This is a genomic window from Arsenicicoccus cauae (assembly GCF_043162025.1).
In the GTDB taxonomy this organism is placed as follows: domain Bacteria; phylum Actinomycetota; class Actinomycetes; order Actinomycetales; family Dermatophilaceae; genus Arsenicicoccus; species Arsenicicoccus cauae.
In genome coordinates this window covers 556,071-569,955 of the sequence record NZ_CP171001.1, presented here as the reverse complement: position 1 = coordinate 569,955, position 13,885 = coordinate 556,071, and the positions used below count along the sequence as shown (strand labels likewise).

General features: G+C 72.4%; 11 protein-coding genes. 7 read left to right on the top strand and 4 right to left on the bottom strand.

Annotated features, from left to right (window positions below; all coding sequences use genetic code 11):
- Position 1: 1 nt before the first annotated feature.
- The gene (locus ACF3NS_RS02610; RefSeq protein ID WP_392467631.1) at positions 2–1,789 is read right to left on the bottom strand and encodes a choline/carnitine O-acyltransferase; all 1,788 of its coding nucleotides are present in this window, start codon (positions 1,787–1,789) and stop codon (positions 2–4) included.
- Positions 1,790–1,941: 152 nt separating this feature from the next.
- Positions 1,942–2,343 carry a hypothetical protein gene (locus ACF3NS_RS02605; protein ID WP_288799073.1) on the bottom strand — a complete coding sequence of 134 codons (402 nt, stop codon included), beginning with the start codon at positions 2,341–2,343 and terminating at the stop codon, positions 1,942–1,944.
- 306 nt (positions 2,344–2,649) lie between these two features.
- Here ACF3NS_RS02605 and ACF3NS_RS02600 point away from each other — a divergent pair, with 306 nt between their 5' ends.
- The 5 genes from ACF3NS_RS02600 to ACF3NS_RS02580 all read left to right on the top strand — a co-directional run bounded on the left by ACF3NS_RS02600 (position 2,650) and on the right by ACF3NS_RS02580 (position 8,372).
- Positions 2,650–3,984 carry a polysaccharide deacetylase gene (locus ACF3NS_RS02600; RefSeq protein ID WP_392467629.1) on the top strand — a complete coding sequence of 445 codons (1,335 nt, stop codon included), beginning with the start codon at positions 2,650–2,652 and terminating at the stop codon, positions 3,982–3,984.
- Between the two features lie 123 nt (positions 3,985–4,107).
- Positions 4,108–5,067 carry an exodeoxyribonuclease III gene (locus tag ACF3NS_RS02595; protein ID WP_392467627.1) on the top strand — a complete coding sequence of 320 codons (960 nt, stop codon included), beginning with the start codon at positions 4,108–4,110 and terminating at the stop codon, positions 5,065–5,067.
- A gap of 468 nt (positions 5,068–5,535) precedes the next feature.
- A complete protein-coding gene (locus ACF3NS_RS02590) occupies positions 5,536–5,997 on the top strand; it encodes a hypothetical protein (protein ID WP_288800121.1) in 462 nt (153 codons plus the stop codon).
- Positions 5,998–5,999: 2 nt separating this feature from the next.
- Positions 6,000–6,968: a non-homologous end-joining DNA ligase gene (ligD, locus tag ACF3NS_RS02585; protein WP_392467626.1), complete on the top strand. Its 969-nt coding sequence runs from the start codon at positions 6,000–6,002 to the stop codon at positions 6,966–6,968.
- A 426-nt stretch (positions 6,969–7,394) separates the two neighbouring features.
- Positions 7,395–8,372, top strand: coding sequence for a hypothetical protein (locus tag ACF3NS_RS02580; RefSeq protein WP_392467624.1), 978 nt, complete (start codon positions 7,395–7,397; stop codon positions 8,370–8,372).
- 294 nt (positions 8,373–8,666) lie between these two features.
- On the opposite strand, the gene ACF3NS_RS02575 is transcribed toward ACF3NS_RS02580, so the two are convergent.
- Positions 8,667–9,680, bottom strand: coding sequence for a CNNM domain-containing protein (locus ACF3NS_RS02575; protein ID WP_392467622.1), 1,014 nt, complete (start codon positions 9,678–9,680; stop codon positions 8,667–8,669).
- Positions 9,677–11,176: a hemolysin family protein gene (locus ACF3NS_RS02570; protein WP_392467621.1), complete on the bottom strand. Its 1,500-nt coding sequence runs from the start codon at positions 11,174–11,176 to the stop codon at positions 9,677–9,679. Before ACF3NS_RS02570 ends, ACF3NS_RS02575 begins: the two co-directional genes overlap by 4 nt.
- A 446-nt stretch (positions 11,177–11,622) precedes the next feature.
- On the opposite strand from ACF3NS_RS02570, the gene ACF3NS_RS02565 reads away from it, so the two are divergent.
- Together ACF3NS_RS02565 and ACF3NS_RS02560 are read left to right on the top strand one after the other, a co-directional pair.
- Positions 11,623–12,009, top strand: coding sequence for a DUF6394 family protein (locus ACF3NS_RS02565; protein ID WP_288799371.1), 387 nt, complete (start codon positions 11,623–11,625; stop codon positions 12,007–12,009).
- A gap of 65 nt (positions 12,010–12,074) precedes the next feature.
- The gene (locus ACF3NS_RS02560) at positions 12,075–13,814 is read left to right on the top strand and encodes an NAD-binding protein (protein WP_392467620.1); all 1,740 of its coding nucleotides are present in this window, start codon (positions 12,075–12,077) and stop codon (positions 13,812–13,814) included.
- Positions 13,815–13,885: the final 71 nt, after the last annotated feature.

Here is a 13,885-nt window from a genome sequence, read left to right as displayed (position 1 = left end):
CTCAGCCCGGTTGCGCGGCGGCCTCGTCCAGCAGCCGCCACAGGGCGTCGACGCCCTGGCCCAGGGCCTGCTCGAACTCGTCCACCCGCTCGGCGGCGCCGTCCGTCCAGCTCAGCGTGAACTCCACGACGCCCTGCTGCGGCAGCGGGACGTAGTAGATGCCGATGCCGCCCTCGCTCGTCGGCGCGAAGGCGGCCCGCGCGATGCGCGAGGGGTCGCCGAGCGAGGTGGTCGACAGGAAGTCGGTGGTGAGCCGGGCGTATGCCGCGTCGTCGTGCAGGGGTGCGGCATACCCGTGGCGGGCTGCCATCAGGCGCAGCCCGAACAGGTGCCGGTCGATGCCCTGGCCGCTCTTGCAGCGCTTGACCTGGGTGCGGTGCGCGTCCAGGTGGGCCAGGAGCAGGTCCGGCGTCGCGGTGCCGTCGACGAGGGCGCTCGCGAGGGCCACGGCCGCGGCGGTGTTGGGGCGCAGGCACTCCGTGCGGCCGCCTTGGTACTCCCGCATGTCGACCGACTCGTAGGTCGAGCGCACCCGGCCGTAGGTCCGCAGCTGGGTATAGAGCATGACGGCCTGCAGGCAGGCGTCCATCGAGACCTTCACCGGCAGCGTGGGCAGGGGCGCCGCGGGCACGGGCACGATCCGGACGCGGTGCCGCTCGGCCACCCGGGCGTAGTCGCGCAGGCCCTCCTCCAGGGCGTCGCGCTGCTCGGCCGAGAGCGCCCACGCGAGCTCCTCCGTGGCAGCGGGCTCGTCGTCGGGGTCCCCGTGGTCGGGGCTCACGTCCTGCGCGCGGCCGAGCACCGCCACGAGCGTGGACCCGTCGAGGGTGCTGTGCTCCAGGTGCAGACCCGTGAAGTCGTCGGCGAGGTCGACCTGCAGCGTGACGGGCTTGAACGGCCAGGCCTGCTCGGGCTCGAACGCCACGCGCCGCAGGTGCTCCGCGGCGTCCGCGCCGCCAGAGGGGGAGTCGGTGAGGGCGAGGAGAAAGAGCGCCTCGCGCAGCCGGGCGTAGGTGCGGGCGTTGCCGTCGTCCTGCTGGAGCTCCGCCAGCATCTCGGCTGCGTCGTCACCGGCGAGATAGCCCGCAGCGGTGAACCCCGGACCGGGCGCGGGCGGGAGGGTGACGACCTCGGCCAACGCCGATCGGATCGCTTCGACCGACGAGGGCTCTCCCGCGCCATCGCTCACGCGCACGGCGACGGCGCGGCCGCGCCACAGCACCACCGTCTCGCGATCGGCCGCGTCCTCGCGGCCGGGGAGGTAGACGTCGAGGCCCTGCCTCGGGTGGCGGATGCCCCCCGCGAGGTGGTCCCACTGCCGCTGGCACAGGGGCTCGCCGCGAGGGCCGAGGTCGGCGCCGGCGTCGCCGCGCAGGTGCGCGAGGTAGGCGCTGGTGAGGCGGTGGACGAGCTCCGCCGCCCGGTCCAGCCCGCTGCCGGCCGTCGGCATCGCCAGCTCGAACCCCACGTTGCTGGACAGCGGCAGCGCCACCCGCGTCACGAGGTAGGCCTCGAGCCAGGCGTCCCACAGCCAGCTGCGACCGAGGGCGTCCTCCTCGACGGCCAAGGCCTCGAGCGCGGCCTGGCAGGCCGGGCCGTCCCCGGCGGCGAACGCCTCGACCGCACCACGCGTGACCTCGAGCTCCGCGGGCGACAGAAGCACGCCCACGGTCTCGAGATAGCGGTCCAGCGTCTGGCGCAGCGGCGGCACCGGCAGCATCCTCGACGGGCTCGACGTCGACGGGGTCGCCGAGATCGGTGACGGGGTGGGCGAGCTCGCAGCGGTCATGGACCCTCCTCGCGCGTCAGCCTAGCCACCGTCGGGCGGCGGGCGGCGACGGCATACGGGCTTGGAGCGATGCGCGGGGACGCGCGACGGCCCCCTCCGCACACGGTGGAGGGGGCCGTCAGCGTCGCGCCCACGCGTCGTGGGCGACCGGCTCAGTTGGCGATCGAGTCCACGATCAGGGAGCCGGCGATGCCGAGCATGAAGACGTCCTTGGCGATGCCGGTGCCCTCCTGGGTGGGGCGGATGCCGTCGATCGTCATGCCGGGGGTCTGGCGGTACATGTTGAGCAGGCCGGCGCTGAACGCACCGAGGCCCGCGCCGGCGAGCCAGCCCGGGACCACGGGGAGCAGGAGGGCCGCGCCGAGCGCGATCTCGCCGTAGGCCAGCGCCTGACCGAACTGCGTGGCCGGGACCTCCTTGAGCTGCGGGACGCCCACGGCGCCCATGTCACGCAGGCCCTGGGCGGCCTCCTCGGGCAGGTTGCGCTTGCCGAGGCCGGAGTTGATGAGGAAGAGGCCGGTGGCGATTCGGGCGGGGGCTGCGGCGATGCTCATGCGAGGTCTCCTGGTTGGTCGGTGCGGGTGGAGCAGCACGGACGGCCCATGCTGGTTGAAGGGTCAACGAGTTTGTCGGCGCCAATGTTCCCGACGCGGTCTGACGGGTCCCAGGATCACCCATCGTCACCCGAGGACCCACCTTTGCCGCCTCCGGCGCGTCATGGGGGGTGAGTGACGGTGACCCAACGAGGCGATACCGTCGCGAAGGTGCAGGTGCACGTGATTCGCAGGGGGGAGAAGTGCATGTCTCGGGGGGACCGCAGCCGATCGACGACGCCACGACGTCGCCGCCAGGTGGGCTCGATGCGGGGGGTCGTCGTGCTGGGCACGAGCGCCGTGCTGCTCGCGGCCTGCACGGGCAGCGGCGACGGCGGTGGCCAGGCGGCGCGCTCCGGAGGTGCCACGCAGGGTGCCCCAGGCGGCGCCTCCGCGACGCCCGGTGGGCCCGCGCACAGCCCGACACCGACGCAGGACGCCCTCGCCAAGGCCAAGGTCCAGGCGGCCCAGTACGACTACGACGGCGCGATCGCGACCCTGACCAAGGACCGTGGCGACGCCGCCAAGGGGCAGCTCGCCGAGGTGCAGGCCGCCAAGGCCAAGGCCGTGAAGTGGGCTGACAACGCGACCATCCCGCACCTCTTCTACCACACGCTCGCCGTCGACCCGGCCAAGGCCTTCACCAAGGGATCCGAGGGCGTGGGCTTCAGCCAGTACATGGCGACGGTCGACGAGTTCACGGCGCAGATCGCCGAGATGCACCGGCGCGGCTTCGTCCTCGTCCACCCTCAGCGCATCGCCAAGAAGGGCCCCGACGGGGTCATGCGCTACCAGCCGATCCTGCTGCCGCCCGGCAAGAAGCCCGTCGTCCTGTCCCTGGACGACGTCAGCTACTACGAGTACATGACCGGCAAGGGCTTCGCGACCGCCCTGGTCAAGAAGGACGACGGCAGGGTCGTCAACACCTACACCGACGCCTCGGGCAAGACCGTGGAGGGCAGCTTCGACTCCCCGCCGATCCTGGACGAGTTCGTCCGCCAGCACCCGGACTTCGCCTACCACGGCGACAAGGGCTCCATCGCGCTGACCGGCTACAACGGCGTCCTGGGCTACCGCACCTCGGAGCGCAAGTACGGCGCCACGCCCGCCACCAGGGACGCCCAGGCCAAGGCCAAGGTCGTGGCCGACGCCCTCAAGGCGAACGGCTGGAACTTCGCCTCGCACTCGTGGGGCCACATCAACATGACCCGCAGCGGCGTGGGCCTGATCAAGGCCGACGCGGGTCGCTGGGACCGCGAGGTGCGCCCCATCGTCGGCGACACGGACGAGCTCGTCTTCCCCTTCGGCGCGGACGTGTCCGACGTCAAGCCCTACAGCGACGCCAACCCCAAGGTCGCGTTCCTGCACGGCACGGAGAAGTTCGACTACTTCTTCGGCGTCGACGCCACGTCGCCGCACTGGGTCCAGCTCGGCCGCTCCACGCTGCGGCAGGCGCGCATCAACGTCGACGGCCTGTCGATGCAGCGCGCCCTCGACGGCAAGACGTCCGCGGTGCGGCAGTTCTTCGACGTCAGGGCCACGATCGACCCGAAGCGTCCGCTGCCCGTCCCGTCGATCGGCGGCCCCACCGCAGGTGGCTGATCGTCGCCGGCTGATCCACGGCGGCTCATCGACGGTGGCTCGTCGACCGCGGCTGGTCGCGCGGTGACGTCCTGCGGTGCGCGACGGGCGCGGCCGTCCCGGCATACGGCCTAGGATCGCCGGGTGCTGCGCATCGCGACCTTCAACGTCAACGGGATCCGTGCCACGCAGCGTCGCGGATTCGACGACTGGCTGGCCTCGCGTGGGTGCGACGTCGTGGCGCTGCAGGAGGTCCGGTGCCCGGTCCCGCTGCTGCCGGACGGCGTCTTCCGGGACTACCACCTGACGTATGACGCCGGCCAGACGGCCGGGCGCAACGGCGTGGCCGTGCTGACGCGCGAGGCGCCGGTCGCCGTGCGGAGCTGGGGTGCGGGCGTGCTCGTGCGGGCGCCGGGCGACAGCCACGTCGAGCTGCGCGAGCACGCCGAGACCGGTTCGCTGGCGCGCGAGCTCAAGGCCTTCGCTGCCGAGGGGCGTTACGTGGAGGTCGATCTCGCGGACCATCCGTTGACCGTCGCCTCGCTCTACCTGCCCAAGGGCGGGCTGCCCGCGCACCTGCAGGTCCCCGGCCGGATGCGGGAGAAGCCCGACGGCGGAGCGAGGTACGAGCGCAAGATGCGCTTCCTGCGGGGCTTCGCCCGGCACCTGACGGCGACCCGCCGCGCGGCCGCGGCGCAGGGTCGAGAGTTCCTCGTCATGGGGGACTTCAATATCGCCCACACGCGCCTGGACCTCAAGAACTGGCGCACGAGCCAGCGCTCGGAGGGCTTCTTGCCGGAGGAGCGCGAGTGGTTCGGGTCGATCCTGTCACCGCGCTCGCTGGTCGACGTGGTGCGCCGCCTGCACCCCGACGTGGACGGCCCCTACTCGTGGTGGAGCTGGATGGGCGGGGCCTTCGACCGGGACACGGGCTGGCGCATCGACTACCACCTCGCGTCGCCGCGGCTGGCCAAGGCCGCCGTCTGCGGCGGGACCGACCGCGAGGCGTCCGCGGCCGACCGGCTCAGCGACCACGCCCCCGTCGTCGTCGACTACGACCTACCCCCGGTAGGGGCATCGACCGGCCTTCGTCCGCCAGGCTGATGATCCGGCCCCCGGTAGGGGCATCGACCGGCCTTCGTCCGCCAGGCTGATGATCCGGCCCCCGGTAGGGGCATCGACCGGCCTTCGTTCGCCAGGCTGATGATCCGGCCCCCGGTAGGGGCATCGACCGGCCAGCGCCTGTGCGGGTCCAGGTTGTCGCGGCAGGTGCTCCGTCGGGGGCTTGTCGGCACGATCGTGCCGGTCACGTGGGGGTGGGGGCGAGCGGGGGTGGCCTTGTCGTCATACCGGCAGGATCGTGCCGGTATGACGACCGCCAGAGGCAGGTGCAGGCCCACCAGCAGCGCCCAGGCCAGGAGCGGCCCGCCGAATCGGGACCCGTCACCTGAGGGTGCCCCTCACCCCGAACCCCCTCAACCTCTGGGAGACGGGGTCCGGCGTGCCAGCATGAGCCACGACGCACGATGCGCCGCGCGACCTGCCCGTGACCCACACCGTGAGGAGCCCCCCATGTCCGTCCTTCGTACCAGCACCCCGCCCACCCGCTCGCAGGAGGTGACCCGGCTGACGCTGGGCGCCTTCATGACGTTCGCCGGCGTCTCCCACCTCACCTTCGCGCGGCAGGACTTCCAGGCCCAGGTCCCGGGGTGGTTCCCGCTGGACGAGGACCTGGTCGTCCTGGCGTCAGGGGTCGTCGAGATCGGGCTCGGGGCAGCCCTGCTCGCCCTCCCGCGGCAGCGCCGGCTCACGGGCATCGCCCTGGCGGCCTTCTACGTCGCCGTGTTCCCCGGCAACATCGGCCAGTATGTCGAGGGCGTCGACGCGTTCGGCCTCGACACCGACGGCAAGCGCCTGGCCCGCTTGTTCGGGCAGCCGGCCCTGGTCGCCGCCGCGCTGTGGGCCGCGGGACTGCCCGAGCGCCGGGACCGGCGAGGGTCGCGACACGTCGGCGACGCCCCGCGCGAGGACTGACCGTGACGCCCTCGCGGGGTCCGGCCGAGGAGGTCGAGGTCGCCGGCCACATCGTGCGCGTCAGTAACCCCGACCGCGTCTACTTCCCCGAGATCGGCGCGACCAAGCGGGATCTCGTCGACTACTACCTCTCGGTGGGCGAGGGGATCGTGCGGGCCCTGCGCGACCGGCCCTGCATGATGCACCGCTACCCCGACGGCCTGGCGGGCGACAAGGTCCACCAGAAGCAGCTCCCCAAGGGGGCACCCGACTGGGTCGAGACGGTGCCGGTCTACTTCCCGCGGTTCAAGCGGACGGTGCGCGAGCTGTGCGTCCCCGACCTCGCCCACGTCGTCTGGGCGGTGCAGATGAGCGCCGTCGAGCTCCACCCGTGGAACAGCCGCCGCGCCGACGTCGAGCGACCCGACGAGTGGCGCATCGACCTCGACCCCATGCCCGAGACCGGGTTCGACCGGGTGCGGCAGGTCGCCGCGGTCGTGCACGAGCTGCTCGACGAGCTCGGCATCGTCGGCTACCCCAAGACCTCCGGCGGCGACGGGCTGCACGTCTACGTGCGGATCGTGCCCGAGCACGACCACGGCGACGTACGACGAGCCGCCCTGGCCTTCGCCCGGGAGGTCGAGCGGCGTGCGCCTGGTCTGGTGACGACCGCCTGGTGGCGCAAGGACCGTGACCCCTCGGCCGTGTTCGTCGACTACAACCAGAACGCCCGCGACCACACGATCGCGGCGGCCTACTCGGTGCGTGGCACCCCCACGGCCACCGTCTCGTGCCCGATCACCTGGGACGAGGTCGCGGACGTCGAGCCGGCGGCGCTCACCATCGCCACCGTGCCCGAGCGGTTCGCCCGGCTCGGCGACCTGCATGCCCGCATCGACGACGCCGCCCACGACATCGCGCCGCTGCTGGCGTGGGCGGCGCGGGACGAGCGCGACCACCCCGAGGCCCAGCCGCCCGAGGGCGACGCCTAGGCCGGCGCCGTCACCCCTCCAGCCCGAGCCCCAGGGAGACTGGCGTGGCGGCATACGAGCCAGCAAGGGCAAGCAGCTCCTCGTCCTGCTCGTGACCGCCCTCCTCGTCGCCGGGGGAGCCTGGCTGCTCGGGGGCAGGGCCGGTTCCGCCACGAGCACCGCCATGAACGGCGCCCAGGCCGTCCAGGTCACCGGCGACACCTCAGGCCCGGCGGGGTGCTGCGCTCCCAGCACGTCGCGCTCACGCGCACCGCGATGGACGACCAGATCGTCGCCCCCTTGGTGCACTTTGTGGCCGCGCGCGTGAGGCAGGGGCGGGTCAGGGGGATCCCCCCTGGCGGAACGTCCGTCCCACCGGCAGCGTTGTCATCCAGACACGCACGCAACGGGTTGGGAGTGATGAGAGTGGTCCTCACCGGACTTCTCGTGAGCACGGGCCTCGTGGCCGTCACCGTCGGCATCGGTCGGTATGCCGCAGACCGGTGGCGGCACCGCAAGGACGCCGTCACGGGTCGCCGGCTCGCGCCCGGCGTCGCCCTCACCGCCGCCGGCGGAGGACTGGTCCTGTCGCCCGACGTGCTCGTGCTCACCGACCAGCTGCACGTGGCCGACCCCGCCGCCGCCCTGGCGCTCGGCGTCTACAACGTCCTCGCCATGGGCGGCCTCGGCACCGTGGCCGCCGGCATGTGGCTGTCGAGCAGGACGGTGACCCGCCGGGTGCGGGCGGGCGTCGACGCGGTGGCGGACGGCATACCCCTGGTCGCTCGACGGCGCGCCGTGCGGCGCGGGACCCCGGCGGACTTCCCGCGCGAGTGGGCGAGCCTGATCGCCCTGGACACCGAGCTCACGCACCGGCTGCTGCGCTACGAGCGGGACCTGGAGGCGGCCGTCAACTTCCCGGTGATGACCGACCACACCGACCCGCTGACCCGCGGCGCGATCGACGCCATGCTGCGCTGCCGCGAGCTGCGCGCGGCGACCCCGCCGGCTGGCACGCGCGACGTGCGCGACACGGACTACGCGAGGGCGGTCGCGGACTTCCAGGTGGCGCTCGAGGCCGCCGAGGCCAACGCCGAGCGGCTCGTGGCCAGCACCTTCACCGAGGACGAGCGCCGCACCCTCGAGGAGGTCACCACGACGCTGGGGTTCATGCGCGCCAACAGCACGACGCCGGCCGAGCGGGCCGCGGCCTACGACGAGGTGAGCGCACGGCTCTCCCAGGTGATGCGGGCGCACGGGGTGGCGACGGAGGGCACGGCGGCGCAGGCCGGAGGTGCGACCGCCGGTGCAGGTGCGACCGCCGGTGCAGGTGCGACCGCCGGTGCAGGTGCGACCGCGATGGGCCAGGGTGTGGTGGCGCGGCCGCACCCCTTCCTCGACGTCACGGACCGCGCCCGCCGCTGACGCGACCTACCGGGGGTAGGGGCATCGACCGGGCTTCGTTCGCCAGGCTGATGATCCCGCCGGGGGTAGGGCCATCGACCGGGCTTCGTTCGCCAGGCTGATGATCCCGCCGGGGGTAGGGGCATCGACCGGCCTTCGTCCCCCAGGCTGATGATCCCGCCGGGGGTAGGGACATCGATCGGGCCTTGTCCCCCGGCAGGATCGAGGGGCCCCACCCCCCGGTGACGCGACCGACTCGGCCCCCGTCTCAGGTGAGAGACGGGGGCCGAGCCATGCTTGCCGACCAGGCCACGGTCAGGCGTGCGCGCTGGTCTCGCGGGGGAAGAACCTCGGCAGGATGTCGCTCATGGTCACGACGCCGGCGAAGTCACCGCCGCGGTGCACCACGGCCAGCTGGGTCTGGGTCTCGCGCATGATCGTGAACGCCTCGTGCAGCGGGGTGTCGGCAGCGACGGCCAGGGTGTCGCGGGCCAGCTCGCGCGCAGGCCGGTCCGCCGGCTCCCCGAACGTGTCGCGTACGTGCACGGTGCCGGCGACCCGACCCCCGTCGAGGAGCAGCACCCGCATGTGACCGTGCTCGACGGTCGCCGCCTGGACGTCCGCCACGGTGGCGTCGACCTCGACGGCGGTGGGCCGCCGGCGGTGCTTGATGAGCTCGTCCATGGTGATCTCGCCCATGTCGAGAGCGTTGGTGATGGAGGCGCTGTAGGACGCCTCGAGGGTGCCCGCGTCCGCGGAGTGCTCGACGAGCTCGCGCAGGCCGTGCTGGTCCTGCACCTCCTCGACCTCGTCGACCGGCTCCACGCCGGTCCGGCGCACCAGCACGTTGGCGGCATGGTTGAGCGCCTTGAGGGCCGGGCGGGTGAGCCACAGGAAGCCCCGCATGGGCACGGCGAGCATGATCGCGGACCGCTCGGGGTGGGCGATGGCCCACGACTTGGGGGCCATCTCACCCACGACCAGGTGGATGAAGGTCACGATGATCAGGGCGACCACGAAGGCCACGACGTCGGCGGCGCCGGTGGGCAGGCCGAGAGTCTCCAGGGGCCCCATCAGGGCGTGGTGGACGGCGGGCTTGGTGATGGCGCCGAGCGCCAGCGTGCACACCGTGATGCCCAGCTGCGACCCGGCGAGCAGCAGCGTCAGCTCCGAGGAGCTGCGCAGGGCGGCCCGCGCCGAGGCGGAGGTGGCAGCGGCGTCCTCGAGCCGGTGTCGCTTGGCGTTGATGAGCGAGAACTCCACGGCGACGAAGAAGGCGCTCAGCGCGATGATCGCGATGGTGACCAGGGTGGTGACGATCCAGCTCATCGGGACCCCTCCTCGGTCACGTTGGTGGCGCCGCCGCGGGCATCAGGCCGGCCGAGGCCGTCGTGCGGTGGCGGCTCGTGGCCGGATGCCGGGTCGTCGCCCGAGCTCGCACCCAGGTCGTCGCCCGAGCTCTCACCCAGGTCGTCGTCCGCGAGCTCGGTCTCGGTGAGCGTGAGCCGCACCCGCGAGGGGACGTAGCGCCCCACCGCCAACACCTCGACAGTGAGGACCTTGCGGCGGCCGTCGGCGAGGTGCACGAAGTCCTGACGCAGGGGCACCTCGATGAGGGTGCCGTCCTCGGGCAGGCCACCGACGTGGTCGATGACCAGGCCACCGATGGTCTCGAAGTCACCCTCCGGCAGGTCGACGCCGAGCGACCGCTCCACCTCGTCGATGTGGACGTCGCCCTCCATGACCCAGATCCCGTCCTCGGGGACGGGCGTGTAGGCCGGCTCCTCCGGGTCGTGCTCGTCGGTGATCTCCCCGACGATCTCCTCGGCCAGGTCCTCCATCGTGAGGATCCCGGTGAAGCCGCCGTACTCGTCGACGACGCAGGCGAGCTGCTCGCGGTGCTCGTCGAGCTCGCGCAGCGCGTCGGGCAGGCTCATCAGCTCGGGCACGACGAGGGGCTCGCGCATGATGTCCGAGCAGGGGGCGTCGTCAGCCCCTCGGTGCGCGAGCACGTCGACGAGGTGCACGACCCCGACGACGTCGTCCTCGTCCCCGATGACCGGGTAGCGCGTGTGCCCCGTGCGCATCTGCTCGCGAACCTCCGCGACCGTGGTCTCCGTGCGCAGGGAGTCGACCTGCGCACGCGGGATCATCGCGTGGGCCACGTCCTCGCCGGGGAAGTCCAGGATGCGGTCCACCATGATCGACAGCTCGTCCGGCAGGTCGCCGCTCTCGCGAGACAGCTCGACGACGTGCTGCAGGTCCCGCGCCGTGGCGGCGTGCTGCACGTCGTGGACCGGCTCGATGCGCAGCAGGCGCAGCAGCAGCTCGGCCGACTTGTCAAAGACCCAGATGACCGGTCCGAGGACGGTGAGGTAGATCGAGGTGGACCGCGTCAGCCACCCGGACACCTGGTCGGGGCGGGCGATCGCGTAGTTCTTGGGGAACAGCTCTCCGAAGAGCATCTGCACCACGGTCGAGAAGACGAGCGCGACGATCGCCCCGACGGTGATCGACAGAGCCACCGGTACACCAGTGTCGCCGAGCATGACGCCGATGGCCTGGCCGATCAGCGGCTCGGCCACGTAGCCGACGAGCAGCCCGGTGATGGTGATGCCCAGCTGGGCACCGGACAGCATGAACGAGGTGCGGCGGGTGATCTCGAGGGTCTTGCCGGCGAGCTCGTCACCGTTGCGGTGCCGCGCCCCGAGCCGGGACCGGTCCACCGCCATGAACGCGAACTCCTGCGCCACGAAATACCCCGTGGCTGCCGTGATCAGCAGCACGACCACCAGGCCGATGACGAGGGACAGCACCGGGCTCATCGCACCGCTCCGTCGTGCTCAGGTCCGCGCGAGGCGGTGTCAGGACTGCAGGGCTCGTCAGGCTGGCGAGGGTGCATGGGCCTTTCCGGGGGCTGGGGGGAGGGTGCGGGGCGGTGGGACAACGCCCGGCTGGCCCTCGGGGTTCCCGGGCGCCGGGGGAGGGCCGTCGGTATGTCGTACCCCACCGCCACCGACGGTAGTCGCCATGGCGGGGGGCGCCGTCATACGGCCGAGGGGCACCGGGCCGGATGGCGGTGCGCGCTCAGGCCAGGTGGCGGTGCTGCACGATCGGCTCGTGCGCCGCCGCGGGGGTCGCCTGGATGTGCAACATCAGCGGCAGCCAGGCCTGACCGGGCAGCGGGGAGGGTCGGCGCCCACAGATCGTTACGCACCGTTGGGCGCCGACAGCCCCCGTCGGCCGCGCCCGCGCGGGTAGCCTCGACAGCGTGAATCTCGAGAAGGTCATCTTCGGGTTCTTCGTGCTGCTGGCGGCCACGGTGAACTTCGGCTTCGTCGTGGGCGACCTCAACAACCCGGACCTGCACAACATCTGGGAGCTGTATGCCGCGATCGTGGTCAACGTCGTCGCGCTCGTGCTGAAGTTCGGCGACCGCACGCAGATCGGCGCGACCCACCTCGCCACCAGCCTGGTCGCGGTGCTGCAGCTGGTCGCCGCCGCCTCGCTTTACATCTACTTCACGTCCTCGCACGCCGAGCCCATCACCGGACCCGAGATCTCCAGCGTCGTCTCGCTGGCCTGCGGCGCTGCCCTCGCCAACTTCGTCTCGCTCGTGCTGCTCGTCGCCGAGACGGTGTCCTTCCGCCGCCGATGACCCCGGTTCCGTCATACGGTCCCGACCATGGCTGACCAGGGCGCGTCGCACGAGGAGGTGCGGGCATGACCAACCCGCTCCTGCTCTTCTTCGCCCGCCCCTCGACCCGCCAGCACGGCGTCCGCCGCCCGCGCGAGCGGGTCCGGGTCCCGACCGAGGTGCCCTCGACCGACGCGATCTTTCTCGTGCTGCGGCGCATGCGCACCCCGCTGGTCGTCCTCGTTGCGATCTTCTCGATCTCGGTGTTCGGGCTGGCGCTGATCCCCGGCCAGGACGGCACGCACGTGTCGCCGTTCGACGCCTTCTACTTCATCAGCTACACGGCGACGACGATCGGCTTCGGGGAGATCGTGCCGTTCACCGCGCCGCAACGCCTGTGGGTGACTCTGTCGATCTACGGCACCGTCGTCGGCTGGGCCTATGCCATCGGCACCCTGCTGTCGCTGCTGCAGGACGCCGCCTTCCGCGAGGCCGTCGCCACCCAGACCTTCCGGCGGCGGGTGCTGCGCATCAGGGAGCCCTTCTTCATCGTCGCGGGGTACGGCCAGTCGGGACGGGCGGTGTGCGCCGAGCTCGACGAGGCCGGACGCCGCATGGTCGTCATCGACAGCGACAAGGACCGGGTCGACAAGCTGTCCTCGGACCAGCTCAACGCCGACGTGCCCGGCATCGACGCCGACGCCTCCCTGCCCGGCGTCCTCGGGCTCGCGGGGCTGGGCCTGCCCAACTGCGAGGGCGTCATCGCGCTCACCGACGACGACGTGGTCAACCTTGCCGTCGTCATGTGCGTGGACCTGCTGCGCCCCGAGCTGCCCGTCCTCGCGCGCTGCCACAGCCGGGTCACCGAGGAGCGGATGCACGACTTCAGCGCGGCGGCGGTGATCAACCCCAGCGACCGCTTCGGGGGTTACCTGCTGCTGGCGATGCAGCGCCCCACGACCTTTCACCTCGTCTCGTGGCTGATGAGCTCCACCGGGACGCCGCTGCAGGCGCGCCGCGAGGACAAGCACGACGGCCGGTGGATCGTCTCGGCGGAGGGACACTTCCGCGAGGAGATCTGCCACGACCTGTCCCGTGCCGGCCAGGAGGTCGAGTGGGTCGACCCGCGCGAGGGCTACCCCGACCTGGCGGGGGCGACGGGCTTCATCGCGGGCTCCAACAGCGACACGCTCAACCTCGCCATGGCCGAGCACGCCCGCCTCGTCGACCCCGAGATCTTCGTCGTCGTGCGGCAGCACTCCATCGAGCGGCGGGCCCTCGTGCGCGCGCTCGACATCGACAGCGTCTACACCCCGAGCGACCTGGTCGCCTCGGAGGTGCTGGCGCGGGTCGTCACGCCCACCTTCTGGCACTTCGTGGAGCACGCGCTCGGGCAGGACGAGGAGTGGGCGACCGTCGCCCTCCAGCGCCTCATCGACCGGTGCGGCCGCAAGGCCCCCGAGCGGGACCTGGTCACCATCGACCTGCGCAACGCGCCCGCCCTCACGCGCTGGGTGCGGTCGCGCGACTTCTCGCTGCGCGACCTGCTGCGCGACCCCGAGGACCGCAACCGCATGCTGGCGATCGTGCCGCTGGTGCTGGTGCGCGACGGCGTCGCCCAGCACATGCCCGACGAGGACACGCTGCTGCGCCCCGGCGACCAGGTGCTCGTCGCCGGACGCCTCGGCGCGCTCGCCGCCATGACGCCGGTGCTGCTGCAGGAGACCGCGGTCGAGCACGCCGCCACCGGGCGCGACGTGCCGGCCACGTGGGTCGGACGGGTCGTCGCGCGCGCGGCCGAGCGTCGCCGCATCCGCCGATCCTGACTCCCTCGCCTCGCCTCCCAACGGGGGTTGCGGGGGTGAGTGGGCGGAGGTGGTGGCTGTGTGTGACGGGG

Bases quoted from the DNA above. Each gene is read 5' to 3' on its own strand.
- ACF3NS_RS02610 (WP_392467631.1), bottom strand. From the start codon at position 1,789: ATGACCGCTGCGAGCTCGCCCACCCCGTCACCGATCTCGGCGACCCCG.
- ACF3NS_RS02605 (WP_288799073.1), bottom strand. From the start codon at position 2,343: ATGAGCATCGCCGCAGCCCCCGCCCGAATCGCCACCGGCCTCTTCCTC.
- ACF3NS_RS02600 (WP_392467629.1), top strand. From the start codon at position 2,650: ATGCGGGGGGTCGTCGTGCTGGGCACGAGCGCCGTGCTGCTCGCGGCC.
- ACF3NS_RS02590 (WP_288800121.1), top strand. From the start codon at position 5,536: ATGTCCGTCCTTCGTACCAGCACCCCGCCCACCCGCTCGCAGGAGGTG.
- ACF3NS_RS02575 (WP_392467622.1), bottom strand. From the start codon at position 9,680: ATGAGCTGGATCGTCACCACCCTGGTCACCATCGCGATCATCGCGCTG.
- ACF3NS_RS02570 (WP_392467621.1), bottom strand. From the start codon at position 11,176: ATGAGCCCGGTGCTGTCCCTCGTCATCGGCCTGGTGGTCGTGCTGCTG.
- ACF3NS_RS02560 (WP_392467620.1), top strand. From the start codon at position 12,075: ATGACCAACCCGCTCCTGCTCTTCTTCGCCCGCCCCTCGACCCGCCAG.